The following is a 15,990-nucleotide window of genomic DNA, read 5'->3' on the forward strand; positions in this document are numbered from 1 at the left end:
TCATTTGAAATTTAAGGAGGATTGGCAGTTATGGCAATCGTAAAAGTAACAGATTCAAACTTTGATGAAAATATTCAATCAGGGGTCAATTTAGTAGATTTTTGGGCAACTTGGTGTGGTCCATGTAAGATGATTGCTCCAGTATTAGAAGAATTAGCTGGTGACTATGATGGCAAAGCTAACATTTTAAAACTAGATGTAGATGAAAATCCATCAACAGCTGCTAAATTTGAAGTTATGAGTATCCCAACTTTAATCGTTTTTAAAGATGGCGAACCAGTTGACAAAGTTGTTGGTTTCCAACCAAAAGAAAACTTAGCTGAAGTAATCGAAAAACACTTATAATAAATTGAGCAACTTTCTGGGACATTAATCTTGATTAATGTCCCAGTTTTCAATTTATAAGCATATCAATCAATTGAGAAACATTGCGAAGCTATTTTATAATATAAATAAATGTAAATTAAAACTACGTTGATATCATATAAAACCAAGCTATTTATTGAAAAATCGAATTATAAAATTTTGTGTGAAAGGAGGAGGACAGTTTATGGAAACATACCAAGAAAGAATTAAGCAGAAACTGACAGTAGTACCAACAGAGCCCGGTTGTTACCTAATGAAAGATCGAAATGATCAAATTATATATGTAGGTAAAGCAAAGAAACTTAGAAATAGATTAAGATCTTATTTTACTGGTGCGCATGATGCGAAAACCACAAGACTTGTCGGTGAAATTCGAAACTTTGAATTTATCGTAACATCCAGTGAAACTGAATCGCTACTATTAGAATTAAATCTTATAAAACAATATCAACCGCGTTATAACATCTTATTGAAAGATGATAAAAGTTACCCTTTTATAAAAATAACGAAAGAAAAATATCCAAGGCTCGTTGTAACGCGAACAGTGAAAAAGGGAAGTGGAAAATACTTTGGACCATATCCCAATGCATATTCAGCACAAGAAACAAAAAAATTACTAGATCGTATTTATCCGTTTAGAAAATGTGATAAAATGCCTGACAAATTATGCCTTTATTATCATATTGGCCAATGTTTAGGGCCTTGTGTGTATCCAGTAGATTTAGAAAAGTATGCTGAAATGACAAAAGAAATAACGGATTTTTTAAATGGGGAAGACAAAACAATTTTGCATAATTTAGAGCAAAAAATGCAAGAGTCAAGTGAATCACTAGATTTTGAACGTGCCAAAGAATATAGAGACTTAATACAACATATCCATAACCTTAATAAAAAACAAAAAATCACATCTTCTGATAATACGATTAGAGATGTGTTTGGTTACAGTATTTCTAAAGGATGGATGTGTATTCAAGTATTCTTTATTAGACAAGGTAATATGATTAAACGAGACGCAACGATGATACCGCTCCAACAAACAGAAGAAGAAGAGTTCTATACATTTATTGGACAATTTTATGATTTAAATCAACATATTTTGCCTAAAGAGGTACATGTACCGAAACATTTAAATAAAGAGTTGATACAATCCGTTGTGGACACAAAAATTGTACAACCACTTAAAGGCAAAAAGAAAGATATGGTTGATTTAGCAAATCATAATGCAGAAGTTACGTTAGAAAATAAATTTGAACTCATTGCAAAGGATGAATCACGCACTGTTAAAGCGATTGAAGAGTTAGGCGATGTAATGGGTATACAAACGCCTATAAGAATAGAGGCTTTTGATAACTCTAATATCCAAGGTGTAAATCCTGTGTCTGCAATGGTGTCTTTCATTGATGGTAAACCAAACAAAAAAGGTTATAGAAAATATAAAATTAAAACAGTTGATGGACCCGACGATTATAAATCAATGCGTGAAGTGGTACGCAGGCGATATACACGTGTATTAAATGAGGGCAGTCCATTACCAGATTTAATTATTGTAGATGGTGGTAAAGGCCACATGAGTGGTGTTATTGATGTCCTAGAAAATGAATTAGGTTTAGATATTCCCGTTGCCGGATTGCGTAAAAATGATAAGCACCAAACGTCAGAAATTTTATATGGAGAGCAAGCAGAGGTTGTACCTATGAAAAAAAATAGCCAACCATTTTATTTGTTGCAAAGAATTCAAGACGAGGTGCATAGATTTGCAATCACTTTCCATAGACAAACAAGACAAAAGACAGGATTACAATCTGTTCTAGATACAGTTGATGGAATTGGTGCCAAACGTAAGACTAAATTATTACGTACATTTGGGTCAATTAAGAGAATGAAAGAAGCAAGTGTAGAAGATTTAAAAAACTCTGGTCTTCCCCAAAATGTGGCTGAGAATCTTCATCACGCCTTATCCAATAATTCATAGATATAACTTTGTGGCATGAGAATCATTCTCATGCCCAATTTCTATTTAATTAGTGTTACAATAACAAATAACAGGAGTTCTTTTTTTACAAGTATATGGAAGCGTTTTCTAATTGAGAATGTTCTCAACAGCCTTTTATTTAAACTGTAAACTACAACGTCTCAAAAATGCAGTGATGTTTAAATAATTATGCAATGTTATTGTGTTGTAAAAAACATACGTCACAAAAAAATCATTGTTCATAAGGTTTATATGAAAATTGCCATTACTTTGTACGGTAAAAAAAGAAATCCAAAAAAATTATCTGTTTCACAGGGGGGACTTCCTTTTGGCATATTCGAAAAATCAATTCTATTTAAGACGCTTACATTCTTTGCTAGGCGTAATACCAATAGGTGGATTCTTATTAGTTCATTTACTTGTTAACCATCAGGCAACACAAGGTGAGGCCGCGTTTAACAAGGCAGCTGGATTTATGGAATCTATACCTTTTTTAATTGCAGTGGAATTTATCGTTATTTATATTCCAATTCTGTATCATGCGGTTTACGGCGTACATATTGCCTTTACGGCAAAGGAGAATGTAGGGCATTATTCTGCATTTAGAAACTGGATGTTTTTACTACAACGTGTGACTGGTGTCATAACATTTATCTTTGTAGCAATTCATCTATGGCAAACACGTATCCAACGTGCGTTAGGACATGAAGTGAACTTTGACATGGTTCATGACATTGTGACGAATCCATTTTGGTTAATTTTTTACATTGTATGTTTATTAGCAGTAACATTCCACTTTGCGAATGGTTTATGGTCATTCTTAGTTACTTGGGGTGTTTTACAATCTAAAAAATCTCAACAAATTTTCACTTGGGTTTCACTTGTTGTATTCCTAGTTGTTTCTTATATCGGAATCAGTGCAATCTTAGCATTTTTATAAAGAATTATAACTAAGTTTCATATATATTTGAGGGAGTGACATATATGGCAGAGAAGAAAATTATTGTTGTCGGTGGAGGACTTGCCGGTCTGATGTCAACAATTAAAGCAGCAGAGCAAGGCGCACACGTTGACTTGTTCTCACTTGTTCCTGTTAAACGATCACACTCTGTTTGTGCACAAGGTGGTATAAACGGAGCGGTAAATACAAAAGGTGAAGGGGACTCACCATCAGTACATTTAGATGACACTGTATATGGTGGAGACTTTTTGGCAAATCAACCGCCAGTTCAAGCAATGACGGAAGCTGCACCAAAGATTATCCATTTACTAGACCGTATGGGTGTAATGTTTAATAGAACTAAAGAAGGTTTATTAGACTTTAGACGTTTTGGTGGAACGATGTACCACAGAACAGCGTATGCTGGTGCGACAACTGGCCAACAATTACTTTATGCTTTGGACGAACAAGTTCGTAGCTTTGAAGTCGATGGTTTAGTTACAAAGTATGAAGGTTGGGAGTTCTTAGGTATCGTTAAAGATGACGATAATATGGCGAGAGGTATTGTTGCTCAAAATATGACAACATCAGAGATTGAATCATTTGGTTCAGATGCAGTCATTATGGCAACAGGTGGTCCTGGTATTATCTTCGGTAAAACGACTAACTCAATGATTAATACAGGTTCAGCAGCTTCTATTGTATATCAACAAGGCGCAATGTATGCAAACGGTGAATTTATTCAAATTCATCCGACCGCAATTCCTGGAGATGACAAACTTAGATTAATGAGTGAGTCAGCACGTGGTGAAGGTGGTCGTATTTGGACATATAAAGATGGTAAGCCATGGTACTTCTTAGAAGAAAAATACCCTGATTACGGTAACTTAGTACCTCGTGATATTGCAACGCGAGAAATCTTTGATGTATGTGTTAACCAAAAATTAGGTATCAATGGTGAAAACATGGTATATCTAGACTTATCACATAAAGATCCACATGAGTTAGATATTAAACTTGGTGGTATTATTGAAATTTATGAAAAATTCACTGGTGATGACCCTCGTAAAGTTCCGATGAAGATCTTCCCAGCAGTTCACTATTCAATGGGTGGTCTATACGTTGACTACGATCAAATGACAAATATTAAAGGTTTATTTGCAGCTGGTGAGTGTGATTATTCACAACATGGTGGTAACCGTCTTGGTGCAAACTCATTATTATCAGCGATATATGGTGGAACAGTTGCAGGACCAAATGCGGTTGAATACATCTCAAATATCGAAGATTCATATACAGATTTAGATCAAAGTTTTTATGAAAAACGTGTACAAGAAGAACAAGAAAAATTTGATCACTTACTGAATATGAAAGGAACTGAAAATGCGTATAAACTTCACAGAGAACTTGGTGAAATTATGACAGCGAATGTCACAGTTGTTCGTGAAAATAAAGCGTTATTAGAAACAGATAGAAAAATTGTAGAATTGATGGAACGCTATCAAAATATAGATATCGAAGATACGCAAACTTGGAGTAACCAAGCGGTATTCTTTACACGTCAATTATGGAATATGTTAGTGCTTGCAAGAGTGATTACAATCGGTGCATACAACAGAAATGAGTCTCGTGGTGCGCATTATAAACCAGAATTCCCAGATAGAAATGATGAAGAATGGTTAAAAACAACACTAGCTACATATCAAGGTAAAACAGAGGCGCCTAAGTTTACTTATGAGCCTGTAGATATTAGCTTGATACCACCACGTAAACGTGACTATTCTAGTGTTTCAAAAGGAGGTAAATAATTATGGCAGATACTCAAGAAGTACATGATGCTCCTGAACAAAACGAACAAAATCAACAACCTAGCCAAAAAACAATTAAATTAATTATTAAACGTCAAGATACGGATCAATCAACACCTTATATGGAAGAATTTGAAATTCCATATAGAGAAAATCTTAACGTGATTGCATGTTTAATGGAAATTAGACGTAACCCAGTTAACAGTAAAGGTGAGAAAACAACACCTGTCATTTGGGATATGAACTGTTTAGAAGAAGTGTGTGGTGCCTGTTCTATGGTTATCAATGGTCAAGCAAGACAGTCTTGTTCTGCGATTGTTGACCAATTGGAACAACCAATTAAATTAGAGCCAATGAGCACGTTCCCAGTCATTCGTGATTTACAAGTTGATCGTACTAGAATGTTTGATAACTTGAAACGTATGAAAGCTTGGGTACCAATTGACGGTACGTATGATTTGGGACCAGGCCCTCGTATGCCAGAGAAAAAACGACAAACAGCATATGAATTATCTAAATGTATGACATGTGGTGTTTGTTTGGAAGTTTGCCCTAACGTTACTAAGAAAAATGACTTTGTTGGTGCGCAAGCAATTTCTCAAGTTAGATTGTTTAACTTGCATCCAACAGGATCAATGACTAAAGATGAACGACTTGAAGCACTAATGGGTGGTGGCGGTTTACAAGCATGTGGTAATTCACAAAACTGTGTAAATGCTTGTCCTAAAGGTATTCCTTTAACAACTTCTATCGCTGCTTTAAATAGAGAAACATCATTCCATATGTTCAAATCATTCTTTGGTTCAGATCACCAAGTACAATAAAAGCTCAAATTAAATAAATAGGACTTAGCATTTGTTTAGTACAAATGCTAGGTCTTTTTTTATAAAATAAAGTACGATAGGTTATATATTTTGTTTAGTAAAGGATACATACTAAAAATTATTAATAAATGACAGTGTTGTTAAATGATAATAAAAACAGGTCTATGCTACAATAAAGTAGAAGATGATAAGTAAGGATGTAATTGAATATGGAAAAACCAATTGGTGTAATTGATTCAGGTGTTGGCGGTCTAACAGTCGCAAAGGAAATTATGCGTCAACTACCAAATGAAACAATATATTATTTAGGCGACATTGAACGTTGTCCATACGGATCTAGAGAAGGATCTGAAGTAAGACAATTTACTACTGAATTAGCGCAAAAGCTAATGACCTTTGACATAAAAATGCTAGTCATTGCTTGCAATACTGCAACAGCCGTTGCACTCAACCATTTACAAAATATTTTACCGATTCCAGTGATAGGTGTCATTGAACCGGGCGCACGTACAGCGATTATGACAACAAAAAATAATGATGTTTTAATTTTAGGAACAGAAGGTACAATTAAATCAGAAGCATATAGACATCATATTAAGGCAATTAACCCGAACGTTGAAGTGACAGGTATAGCATGTCCAAGTTTCGCACCTATGGTAGAACAAATGCGTTATAAAGACCCAACCATTACTAGTATTATTATTCATCAAAATTTAAAACACTGGCGAAATAGCAATGCAGATACAGTTATTCTGGGTTGCACACACTATCCATTGCTTTACCAACCTATTAATGATTATTTTGGTGGAGAGAAGACAGTGATTTCTTCTGGGCTAGAAACTGCTCGTGAAGTCAGTGCTTTACTAACATTTAGTAATGAACATGCTGGTTATCAACGTCAACCTAAACATCGTTTTTTCGTGACTGGTGAAACAGAATATATAGAACGTATCATAACAGAATGGTTAAATATAAGTGCTACCGTTGAAAAAATAGACTTAAAAGAACAGGAGACATAACAATGGAAGATATTGTAATTGCATCGACGAACAAAGGTAAAATTAACGATTTTAAAGTTATATTTCCAGATTTTAATGTTATAGGTATAGCTGAAATTATAGAAGATTTCGATGTTGAAGAAACGGGAGATACATTTGAAGCAAATGCTAAATTGAAATCAGAAGCTGCTGCAAAAGTATTGAATAAACGCGTGATTGCTGACGATAGTGGACTTGAAGTATTTGCTTTAGGTGGAGAACCAGGCGTTTATTCTGCGCGTTATGCTGGTACCGATAAAGACGACGATGCCAATATCGATAAATTATTAACCCAGCTTGGTGGTGAAACAGACAGAAGCGCACAGTTTGTATGTGTGATTAGTATGAGTACGCCAGGTGAGGAAACTGTACAATTTAAAGGTAACGTACAAGGTGAGATTACATTGAGTAAAATAGGTGAACATGGCTTTGGCTATGACCCGATTTTTTACTTAGATGATAAAAACAAAACGATGGCACAGCTTTCTGCAGAAGAAAAAAGTGAAGTCAGTCATAGAGGTAAAGCAATAGAAAAATTACGACAATATTTAGAAGGTGATGAATCATGACAAAATGGATTATAGTTAGTGATAATCACACAGAGCAAGGTGTGCTGTTTGATGTTATAAATCATCACAGTCATATTGATGTTGCAATTCATTTAGGCGATTCAGAATTTGCATATGATGATAGTGAACTAAGTCATTTTTATAGAGTTAAAGGAAATACAGATTTTTATCCTGAATTTCCTAATGAAGAGACTATAGAAATAGATGGTATTAAAGCTTTTTATACGCATGGCCATCTTTATAATGTGAATCGTTCACGCATGCAACTTGCTGAACAGGCTAAATCATTAGGTTGTCAATTTGCTTTTTACGGTCATACACACGTGGCTAAACATGAAAATATCGCTGGCGTACACGTAATTAATCCAGGAAGTATATCACAATCGAGAAGCAATATTGAAGAAACGTATGCAGAATTAGTTATTGATGAACAAAGTAAGGAAGTAGTACTGAATTTTTACAATCGTGATCATAAGGTCATTGATAGTGAAACTTTTGAAATCTAATCGTTAAATACATACGATGGTTATGTTAATACGAAAATTTGCTTTCAATATGCAGAAGTAAGAAATCAAATATACACGTATTTGATTTCTTATAGTGCTGCTTTATGATAATCATTGATCAGTAAAAGCAAATGAGATAACTTAGTTTTTAATTAGAATTTTAAAATATATTTAGAAAAGATGATAAAAAGTCCATTAAAGTGAAAAATCATATTTATTTTTAGCGCTTGGAGTATTGCTTTATAGCACTAAGTTAGATATAATTATTTTTGTGTTCAAAAACAATATGTCCTGGTAGCTCAGCTGGATAGAGCAATGGCCTTCTAAGCCATCGGTCGGGGGTTCGAATCCCTCCCAGGACACTATAACCCGTTGTTGTGACAACGTTTCAAGAGAGTGAGTGTCAAATATGTGTCAAGAGAATAATTCTCTGACACGTTGACCTTGCTCTTTTTTATGTTCATCAAGTAAATGTGTATAAACATCAAGTGTAATGGCTATGCTTGCATGTCCTAATCTTTTACTAATATATTCAATCGATATTCCTTTACTAATAAGGTAACTAGCATGCGTATGTCTTAATGAATAAGGTGTGATTTCATCTTTGATATTAAATTCGTTTTTTGCTTTTTTAAACACTTTAGATATAGCAGTTTGAGATAATCCAAATAAATCACCATTAATCTTTTGTGGTTGTTTTGAAATTGCTTTTTTAATGTAGCTTAAATCAGTGTCAGATATTTCTATTTCTCTATCTGCGTTTTCTGTTTTAGTTCCAGGCAAATGAATTAAACCAGGTTTATAATATAAGTCCTTATAAGTCATTCTATTTACTTCTGAAAACCTCGCACCAGTTATCAAAAGAATATATAACACAAGTGTACTCTTATCATCTTTCCTTTTGAAATATTTTCTTAACTGCTCATACTCTAATATTGTAAGAAACTTAACACTTTCTTTTTTAGGTAATTTAGTACCTTTGTAATTCATTTTATAAGTTGGGTCCTTCTTTAAATAGCCATCATATATAGCATCTTTAATACAACTAGATATATACAAATGTACTTTTCTAACTGTTTCTGATGTTCTGCCATTTGCATAATTAGAAATAAACTTTTGATATTCATTTCTAGTAATGTTTTTAATTAGAATATCTTCACCAAAATGAGTTAGAAATAAATCAAGTGCATGATCATACCAATATTGTTGTTTCTCACCAAGTTTATTTTTCCCATTCGCTATCAACCAATCTCTATAATAATCTTCAAACCTTTTGTTATCTTCTATATTGTTCCCGTCTTCAATATCTCTAATCAATTGTTGCGCTTCATAAGTAGCTTCTGCTTTAGTCTTAAAACCAGACTTACGCTTTTTACCCGACTTGAAACTTGAATCTTTCACATCGTATTGCCATGAAGTTGACGATTTGTTTTTTCGTTTCGTTACTGTAAATGTTGCCATTTTATTCATTCCTCCTAAAAAAGATAAAAATATATAGGGCAGTAGGGACTGCCCGTTGGTGTATAATTTGTATATAAAGCTATAAAATACTTGAATCATAATACAGTAAACATTTTGGATTGTCATTTTGGATTTCTTTTCCATCAACAAAATAACATCTTAAATATTTAGATATATCGTATTGATATTTAAAATGTACAATGATCCAGCGATAGAAGTTCGCTATTTTGTGAAAGGTTATATACAAACAATACAGGGTTACATACACAAAGTAGATGTTCATACACAGTTACTCTATTTATATGAAGAAACTAGTTTAAGTAAGATTAATTTAAAGGATATTGTGGATATAAAGTAGCCCACCTAAATGAATAGATGGGGTTAACTATTTGATTTCTATAATATTTAAACCTTCTGAAAATTCAGGGGGTTCGAAGAAACTAGAAACATATTCGAAAGTTTCTTTAGTATCGAATTGTTCTCTTTCTGGTTCTTCACTACGTCTTATATTAATTTGTTTCAAACATTTATCATCACTTATATTGAGAAAAATTAATTGATGATTTGCATTAATTTCTGAAGCTACACTTAATAGCCATTTTCTTTGAGTTTTAGTGTTACCTGGAAAATCTAATACTACATTACTACCGACTTTTAAAATTCGCTGGATGTGCTCTTTCAATAATGGTTTTATTAACTTTGAGTAACTTAAGTAATCATCAAAATCATTTATTTGATTTGGATATAATTTTTCTAACCATTCATCTTCAGACAATAAAACTGCATTTTCAGTTTGTTCTATTTCTTTAGATCTAGTTGATTTTCCGGCTCCCATTTTCCCTGATAAAAAATATAAAGTTCCTAAATTATTCAAATTTATGTACCCCCGAATTTCTTTTTTTGAAAAGCGTGTAAATGAGTTCTTCTTATGTTGATACTGATTATATCAAAAGTATATTAACAAACAACCCACCCGCTCATTTATATGAATAGGTGGATGGGGTCACGTGTCAAATACGTGTCAAAATAGTTCGGTTTCTTTCTGTTTGCACCGAAAGTAAAGGTAGCGAAATGCTTTAGTTATGCGCTTTTCGTCTAACCTCTAAAGTTTAACTTTGGTCTCCCAGGACACTAAAAGAATAAATTACATATTATTCAATTAAGAATCTTGCGCTTGCAAGGTTCTTTTTTTATAGAATTAATGTAAGCGGGATAGTAAGCGAAATGGAAAGATTTGAAGAAAGCAGATTAAGGTGAGTAAGTTGGATAGATGGTGGCTAATCTCAGTATAAAGTGAGGTGGTGCTTATGAAAGTACCGACAAAATCTTTAGAAAGGAGACGTCTTGTTTGGTTTCAATTGTAGAAGTGCCGTACTTAATGTTAGGTTTCGGTACATTCATCGTTACCTTGTTAGGTATAGCAATCACATTTGTTAAATCAAGCCATAAAAAATAACCATCCCAACTTTTTTGATACACTCCCCTAAAAGTAGACACTTTAAATATAAAAAGTGAACTATAATTAGGGGAGTGTATTTTTTATGACTACAAATAAGATGCGTTTAGAAAAGCATATTAAAATAGTTGAAGATATAGTTGATGGAAATATATCTAGATATAGTACAGCAAAAAATAATGGAGTTTCTAGCGCTACATTACAAGAATGGGTAAGAAGATATAAAGCTTATGGTGTAGATGGATTAAAACCTTTTAGTAAAAGAAATAAATACTCTGCAGAGATTAAAGCAATAGCTATAGAAGATGTGTTAGAAAGGAATATTCCACTGTATAAAGTTGTTAACAAGTATAATATTAGCCCTATATCAGTTTTAAAATTGTGGTTAAGAAATTATAAAAAGGGAAAATCTAACAAGCACACAGGGAAAGGGTTTTCCACTATGAATAAATCAAGAAAAACAACTTTATCTGAACGTATTGAAATTACTGAAAATGTCATAGCTAAAAATTCTAACTATCAAGAGGCTTCCGTGGAATATGGTGTTTCCTACCATCAAATATACCATTGGGTGAAGAGCTATAAAAAGAATGGTATAGATGGATTAAAAGATAAACGTGGAAAAAATAAAAAACAAGAATTATCTGAAATAGAACTAATAAAATTAGAAAATAAAAAACTAAAAACAAGAATAGAATACTTAGAAATGGATAAAGCAATCGTAAAAAAGTGGCAAGAGTTCAAGTATCGAAACAATCATTTTCATTAGGTCATAAAGAACATTTATATCAAATGATATTTGAGCTCAACAGAGAACAAAATTACAGTATTAAAATGTTATGCGAGCGTCTAGAAGTCAGCCGTAGTGGTTATTATAAATGGTGTAATAAAGAAATTTCTAATAATGAAAAACGCTCTAAATTAATTGCAAAAGAAATTAAGCGTATATTTAAGAACTCTAAAGAAACCTTCGGTGTAGTAAGGATACATTACGCTTTAAAAAGAGAGTGCAATTTAAATGTTAATATAAAATGTATTAGAAGAATTATGCGAATTTTAGGTTTACAAGCACAAATCAGAAAAAAACGTCCTAATTGGACTAGAATCAAACCACATTTCACAGCTGAAAATATATTGAATAGAAATTTTGAAGCCAATAAACCAAATCAAAAATAGTTTACAGATATTAGTTACTTAAATTATGGAAAAGGTCAAAAAGCTTATATTAGCGCTATAATTGATAGGTATGATTTAAGTATAATTGCTTATAAAGTGAGTAAGCGTAATGATTTAAAATTGGTTATGGACATATTGAAATTAGCCTTACAAAATAATGATGCATCTAATACAGTTTTACATAGTGACAGAGGTTTTCAATACACTTCTAAACATTACAAGAACTATTTAGATACACATAACGTAAAAATTAGTATGTCAAAAGCAGGAAGTTGTTTAGATAATCAACCGATAGAAGCTTTTTGGGGTACGTTAAAATCAGAATATTACTATAGAAATCAATTCAGCACATATGAAGATCTTGAAACAGGCATCAGTGAATATATTAATTATTATATGAATAAAAGATATGTTCCAAAATTTGATGGACTAACACCAAATGAATATAGGAACGTATCTTAAGAAAGAATAATTACAGACTAACTAATAAAATTAATTAGGACAAACGAAATTCTAATTAACATTATAAAAAGGATTGAATAACATATTATCAAATGGTAATATGTTATTTATATTAGTTTTAGGTAATATGAGGTGATTAAATGCATGATATTGAGTTAAAAGCACATTTTATACATGGTCTTTCTAATAAAGTACGTTTGATGATATTAGAGCTACTTAAATCGAAAGAAATGACTGTCAATGAGATTGTTAAACAATCTCAAATAAGTCAATCTAGTATTTCTCAACATTTATCTTGTCTCAAAGGGTGTGGTTTGGTTAATTCTAGACAAGAAGGTAAATACGTTTATTACCAAATAAAAAACAATCAAATTTTAGAACTGCTTAAACTTATTGATTCTGTAGTTGAAAATACTGAAGATGATATTCAAAGTTGCCAGTATCATACTATATAACGAAAGAAGATGACTTAAATGAGTACTAATTGCTGTAATAATAAAGCTGAATCTAATACTTGTTGTACAAGTAACTCAGTTAACGAAAATAAGTGTTGTAGTAATGAGCCTAAGGTAGCAAATCAAAATGACGAATGCTGTACAAATAACGGTGAAAGCATCGATTCAACTCATAACATTTCTTGTAATGCTATGAGTAATAGTTCTGAAGAAGACGATGAAGTAGCCACCCCATTTTCAAATTATAATTTTAAAGTAACAGGTATGGATTGTAGTTCATGTGCAATAACCATTGAAAAAGCGTTAAGACCTTTAGACGATGTAACTAATCCTAAAGTTAATTTTTCTACAAGTAAATTAAGCGTTGGACTAAAATCTCAAAGTAGTATTAATCAAGTGACTCAAACACTAAAAAAATTGGGTTATGGTATCGAAGAAAATGATAGCAATCAAAACTATACAATATTTTCAATAGAAGGTATGGATTGTGGTAGTTGTGCTAAAAGTATTGAAAAACATTTGAACAATTTACCCTATGTAAATGACACACAAGTTAGTTTTTCAACTGGAAAAATGCAGATTGATTTTGAAGGCAATCAAACTAAAAATATTGAAAAAGAAGTTTCTAAAATCGGTTATTCTGCTACATTACAATCCAGTAATAAAAATAATAATACAAAGTGGCGTTTGTTTAGTAAGCCTATTATATCAACACTATTTCTTATCCTTGGTATTGTTTCATCTATGGTATCACTACCCATTTGGATAACTAATTTGATGTATATCATAGCTATTGTAGTCAGTGGTATAAAACCCTTAAAAAGTGCCTATTATGCTATTAAATCTAAGAGTTTAGATATGAATGTTTTAATGTCTGTAGCTGTTATTGGTGCCATATTAATTGGTGAGTTTTTTGAAGGCGCAATCGTCGTTTTACTATTTACTATTGGCACTTTATTACAAACTATTTCTATAGATAAAACAAGAAATTCTATTCAATCGTTAATGGATATTACACCAGCAGAAGCAAACGTTGTAACAGAGACGGGGATAATTTCAAAAAACTTAAAAGATATTAGTATTGGAGAAATTTTACTTGTAAAACCAGGAGATCGAGTACCACTAGATGGTACGATTATAGAAGGATATTCAAGCTTAAATCAGGCACCTATAACTGGTGAATCTATTCCTGTAGACAAAACGATAAATGAAGAAGCTTATGCAGGTTCTATTAATGAAAACGGGACTTTAAAAATACGTGTTTCAAGATTAGTTAAAGATACCACACTGTCTAAAATCATTCATATGGTTGAAGAAGCACAAGAAAACAAAGCACCTACACAAGCTTTTATCGACCGGTTTTCTGAAATTTATACACCCATTGTATTCATATTAGCATTATTAGTAATGGTAATCCCTCCTATTTTTTCTTTAGGAACATGGGGAGAATGGTTTTATAAAGGACTTGAACTACTTGTCATAGCATGTCCGTGTGCACTAGTTATTTCGACTCCTGTAGCTATTGTTACTGGGATTGGTAGCGCAGCAAAAAAGGGTGTACTTATCAAAGGTGGCAACCATTTGGAAGCTTTAGGTACACTTTCAGCTTTAGCTTTTGATAAAACTGGAACGCTGACTGAAGGACGCCCAAAAGTTTCAGAAATTAAAACAATCGAATCTGACAAAGAAATGTTTTTGAATATTGCGCTAAGTTTAGAATCATACTCAACGCATCCAATTAGCAATGCAATTGTTGATTATGTCTCACAATTTAAATCTATAACATACGATGTTACTGATTTTGAAAATATTGTTGGACGAGGTATTAAAGGTAAAATTGACCATAATAATATTTATGCAGGAAACATAAAGTTAATCGAATCTATAAATGAAAATATTGTAAATTATAAAGAAAAAATATATTCATATGAGCAACAAGGATATACAGTTATTATTATTGCAACAGCAGATAAAATCCATGGCTTTATTACTGTTGAAGACCCATTAAGGTCGGATATTAAGCAAACATTACAACAATTAAATGGAAGTAATATTAAAAATACTATAATGCTTACAGGTGATAATAAAGGAACTGCACATAAAATAGCGCAACTTTCAGGTATCAAAGAGGTTTATGCTGAGTTAATGCCTGAAGATAAATTATCAGCTATCAAAGATTTACAAAGCAAAGGCTATCGTGTAGGAATGATTGGTGATGGTATCAATGATGCCCCTGCTTTAGCACAAAGCGAAGTTGGTATTGCAATGGGCGTTATTGGTTCAGATACTGCAATGGAAACAGCAGATGTTGTATTAATGTCAGATAATGTACATCAACTAACAGACACTATCACTATTAGTAACAAAGCTAAGAATATAATTAAACAAAATATATATTTCTCTATTATTATTAAAATGATTGCTTTTATCTTAGTATTCCCTGGGTTACTAACACTTTGGTTAGCCGTATTAAGCGACACTGGCGCAGCGATATTAGTTATACTAAATTCATTGCGCTTATTAAGAATTAAGAAAAACAATTTATTATAAGTTTGTCCAACAGTTTGAATGAAATAATATTAACTAATACAAAAGCTAGAACAGTAAATGCTGTTCTAGCTTTTGTATTTACTTCTATATTAAGTGAAATTATTATAAAAATAAAAGATACGTTCTGTAATTTCACAAATTATTGCCAAACTCTGGAACGTATCTAAATAATTAATTTTATATTTAAGGTGTCTACCTTGACGGTAGTGGTTTATTTGGCAGGTTGATGGTTATTTTTTAACTATAAATTTCAGGAACCGTCTTTTTAACGGGCTCAATTGGGCGATAAACTTATGTGTGTTGCCCTTTTTTCAATATACAAATTAAAACAACACAAAAATATCAACAAATTATATAAGCAAGCAGTTTTATAATATTTTAGTAATTCATTGAACACATAAATCATAG

17 protein-coding genes and 1 tRNA gene are annotated in these 15,990 nt (G+C 32.2%); 16 read left to right on the plus strand and 2 right to left on the minus strand.

What is annotated here, in order from left to right:
• Window positions 1-30 precede the first annotated feature (30 nt).
• From trxA to ACM595_RS01215, 9 genes are all read left to right on the plus strand, one after another.
• Window positions 31-345: a thioredoxin gene (gene trxA / locus ACM595_RS01175; RefSeq protein ID WP_002483634.1), complete on the plus strand. Its 315-nt coding sequence runs from the start codon at window positions 31-33 to the stop codon at window positions 343-345.
• Between the two features lie 205 nt (window positions 346-550).
• On the plus strand, window positions 551-2,338 hold the full coding sequence (gene uvrC, locus ACM595_RS01180) for an excinuclease ABC subunit UvrC (protein ID WP_037538798.1): 1,788 nt from the start codon (window positions 551-553) through the stop codon (window positions 2,336-2,338).
• 328 nt (window positions 2,339-2,666) lie between these two features.
• Entirely contained in the window at window positions 2,667-3,278 is a 612-nt protein-coding gene (locus ACM595_RS01185) for a succinate dehydrogenase cytochrome b558 subunit (protein ID WP_011303381.1), read from the plus strand.
• 44 nt (window positions 3,279-3,322) lie between these two features.
• Window positions 3,323-5,086: a succinate dehydrogenase flavoprotein subunit gene (gene sdhA, locus ACM595_RS01190; protein WP_002483631.1), complete on the plus strand. Its 1,764-nt coding sequence runs from the start codon at window positions 3,323-3,325 to the stop codon at window positions 5,084-5,086.
• A gap of 2 nt (window positions 5,087-5,088) precedes the next feature.
• A complete protein-coding gene (gene sdhB / locus ACM595_RS01195) occupies window positions 5,089-5,910 on the plus strand; it encodes a succinate dehydrogenase iron-sulfur subunit (protein WP_002483630.1) in 822 nt (273 codons plus the stop codon).
• A 209-nt stretch (window positions 5,911-6,119) separates the two neighbouring features.
• Window positions 6,120-6,929: a glutamate racemase gene (racE, locus tag ACM595_RS01200; RefSeq protein WP_041080350.1), complete on the plus strand. Its 810-nt coding sequence runs from the start codon at window positions 6,120-6,122 to the stop codon at window positions 6,927-6,929.
• 2 nt (window positions 6,930-6,931) lie between these two features.
• Entirely contained in the window at window positions 6,932-7,516 is a 585-nt protein-coding gene (locus tag ACM595_RS01205) for an XTP/dITP diphosphatase (RefSeq protein ID WP_002483628.1), read from the plus strand.
• The gene (locus ACM595_RS01210; RefSeq protein WP_002483627.1) at window positions 7,513-8,022 is read left to right on the plus strand and encodes a YfcE family phosphodiesterase; all 510 of its coding nucleotides are present in this window, start codon (window positions 7,513-7,515) and stop codon (window positions 8,020-8,022) included. Before ACM595_RS01205 ends, ACM595_RS01210 begins: the two co-directional genes overlap by 4 nt.
• Before the next feature lie 288 nt (window positions 8,023-8,310).
• Window positions 8,311-8,384, plus strand: a tRNA-Arg gene (locus ACM595_RS01215).
• Window positions 8,385-8,436: 52 nt separating this feature from the next.
• On the opposite strand, the gene ACM595_RS01220 is transcribed toward ACM595_RS01215, so the two are convergent.
• The gene (locus tag ACM595_RS01220) at window positions 8,437-9,483 is read right to left on the minus strand and encodes a tyrosine-type recombinase/integrase (protein WP_069821913.1); all 1,047 of its coding nucleotides are present in this window, start codon (window positions 9,481-9,483) and stop codon (window positions 8,437-8,439) included.
• Window positions 9,484-9,676: 193 nt separating this feature from the next.
• Between ACM595_RS01220 and ACM595_RS01225 the strand changes: the two genes are divergently transcribed.
• Window positions 9,677-9,841 carry a YolD-like family protein gene (locus ACM595_RS01225; protein ID WP_419744418.1) on the plus strand — a complete coding sequence of 55 codons (165 nt, stop codon included), beginning with the start codon at window positions 9,677-9,679 and terminating at the stop codon, window positions 9,839-9,841.
• 27 nt (window positions 9,842-9,868) lie between these two features.
• Here ACM595_RS01225 and ACM595_RS01230 read toward each other — a convergent pair whose 3' ends face one another.
• On the minus strand, window positions 9,869-10,357 hold the full coding sequence (locus ACM595_RS01230) for an AAA family ATPase (protein ID WP_081324772.1): 489 nt from the start codon (window positions 10,355-10,357) through the stop codon (window positions 9,869-9,871).
• Between the two features lie 474 nt (window positions 10,358-10,831).
• Here ACM595_RS01230 and ACM595_RS01235 point away from each other — a divergent pair, with 474 nt between their 5' ends.
• The 6 genes from ACM595_RS01235 to ACM595_RS01260 all read left to right on the plus strand — a co-directional run bounded on the left by ACM595_RS01235 (window position 10,832) and on the right by ACM595_RS01260 (window position 15,582).
• A complete protein-coding gene (locus tag ACM595_RS01235) occupies window positions 10,832-10,939 on the plus strand; it encodes a putative holin-like toxin (RefSeq protein WP_115338580.1) in 108 nt (35 codons plus the stop codon).
• A gap of 85 nt (window positions 10,940-11,024) precedes the next feature.
• Window positions 11,025-11,708, plus strand: a complete 684-nt coding sequence (locus ACM595_RS01240) for a helix-turn-helix domain-containing protein (RefSeq protein WP_115338579.1) — start codon at window positions 11,025-11,027, stop codon at window positions 11,706-11,708.
• Window positions 11,669-12,115, plus strand: a complete 447-nt coding sequence (locus ACM595_RS01245; RefSeq protein WP_080588846.1) for an IS3 family transposase — start codon at window positions 11,669-11,671, stop codon at window positions 12,113-12,115. Before ACM595_RS01240 ends, ACM595_RS01245 begins: the two co-directional genes overlap by 40 nt.
• 60 nt (window positions 12,116-12,175) lie before the next feature.
• Window positions 12,176-12,577, plus strand: coding sequence for an IS3 family transposase (locus ACM595_RS01250; protein ID WP_232010407.1), 402 nt, complete (start codon window positions 12,176-12,178; stop codon window positions 12,575-12,577).
• 140 nt (window positions 12,578-12,717) lie between these two features.
• Complete coding sequence (locus ACM595_RS01255; RefSeq protein ID WP_011303341.1) at window positions 12,718-13,032, plus strand: ArsR/SmtB family transcription factor; 315 nt, start codon at window positions 12,718-12,720, stop codon at window positions 13,030-13,032.
• Between the two features lie 192 nt (window positions 13,033-13,224).
• Entirely contained in the window at window positions 13,225-15,582 is a 2,358-nt protein-coding gene (locus ACM595_RS01260) for a heavy metal translocating P-type ATPase (RefSeq protein ID WP_258848388.1), read from the plus strand.
• The last annotated feature ends 408 nt before the right edge of the window (window positions 15,583-15,990 follow it).

The organism is Staphylococcus sp. LKG3-1 (assembly GCF_048568385.1).
Lineage (GTDB): Bacteria > Bacillota > Bacilli > Staphylococcales > Staphylococcaceae > Staphylococcus > Staphylococcus saprophyticus.

Bases quoted from the DNA above. Each gene is read 5' to 3' on its own strand.
- trxA (WP_002483634.1), top strand. From the start codon at position 31: ATGGCAATCGTAAAAGTAACAGATTCAAACTTTGATGAAAATATTCAA.
- uvrC (WP_037538798.1), top strand. From the start codon at position 551: ATGGAAACATACCAAGAAAGAATTAAGCAGAAACTGACAGTAGTACCA.
- sdhA (WP_002483631.1), top strand. From the start codon at position 3,323: ATGGCAGAGAAGAAAATTATTGTTGTCGGTGGAGGACTTGCCGGTCTG.
- sdhB (WP_002483630.1), top strand. From the start codon at position 5,089: ATGGCAGATACTCAAGAAGTACATGATGCTCCTGAACAAAACGAACAA.
- racE (WP_041080350.1), top strand. From the start codon at position 6,120: ATGGAAAAACCAATTGGTGTAATTGATTCAGGTGTTGGCGGTCTAACA.
- ACM595_RS01205 (WP_002483628.1), top strand. From the start codon at position 6,932: ATGGAAGATATTGTAATTGCATCGACGAACAAAGGTAAAATTAACGAT.
- ACM595_RS01210 (WP_002483627.1), top strand. From the start codon at position 7,513: ATGACAAAATGGATTATAGTTAGTGATAATCACACAGAGCAAGGTGTG.
- ACM595_RS01220 (WP_069821913.1), bottom strand. From the start codon at position 9,483: ATGGCAACATTTACAGTAACGAAACGAAAAAACAAATCGTCAACTTCA.
- ACM595_RS01225 (WP_419744418.1), top strand. From the start codon at position 9,677: ATGTACAATGATCCAGCGATAGAAGTTCGCTATTTTGTGAAAGGTTAT.
- ACM595_RS01240 (WP_115338579.1), top strand. From the start codon at position 11,025: ATGACTACAAATAAGATGCGTTTAGAAAAGCATATTAAAATAGTTGAA.
- ACM595_RS01255 (WP_011303341.1), top strand. From the start codon at position 12,718: ATGCATGATATTGAGTTAAAAGCACATTTTATACATGGTCTTTCTAAT.
- ACM595_RS01260 (WP_258848388.1), top strand. From the start codon at position 13,225: ATGAGTAATAGTTCTGAAGAAGACGATGAAGTAGCCACCCCATTTTCA.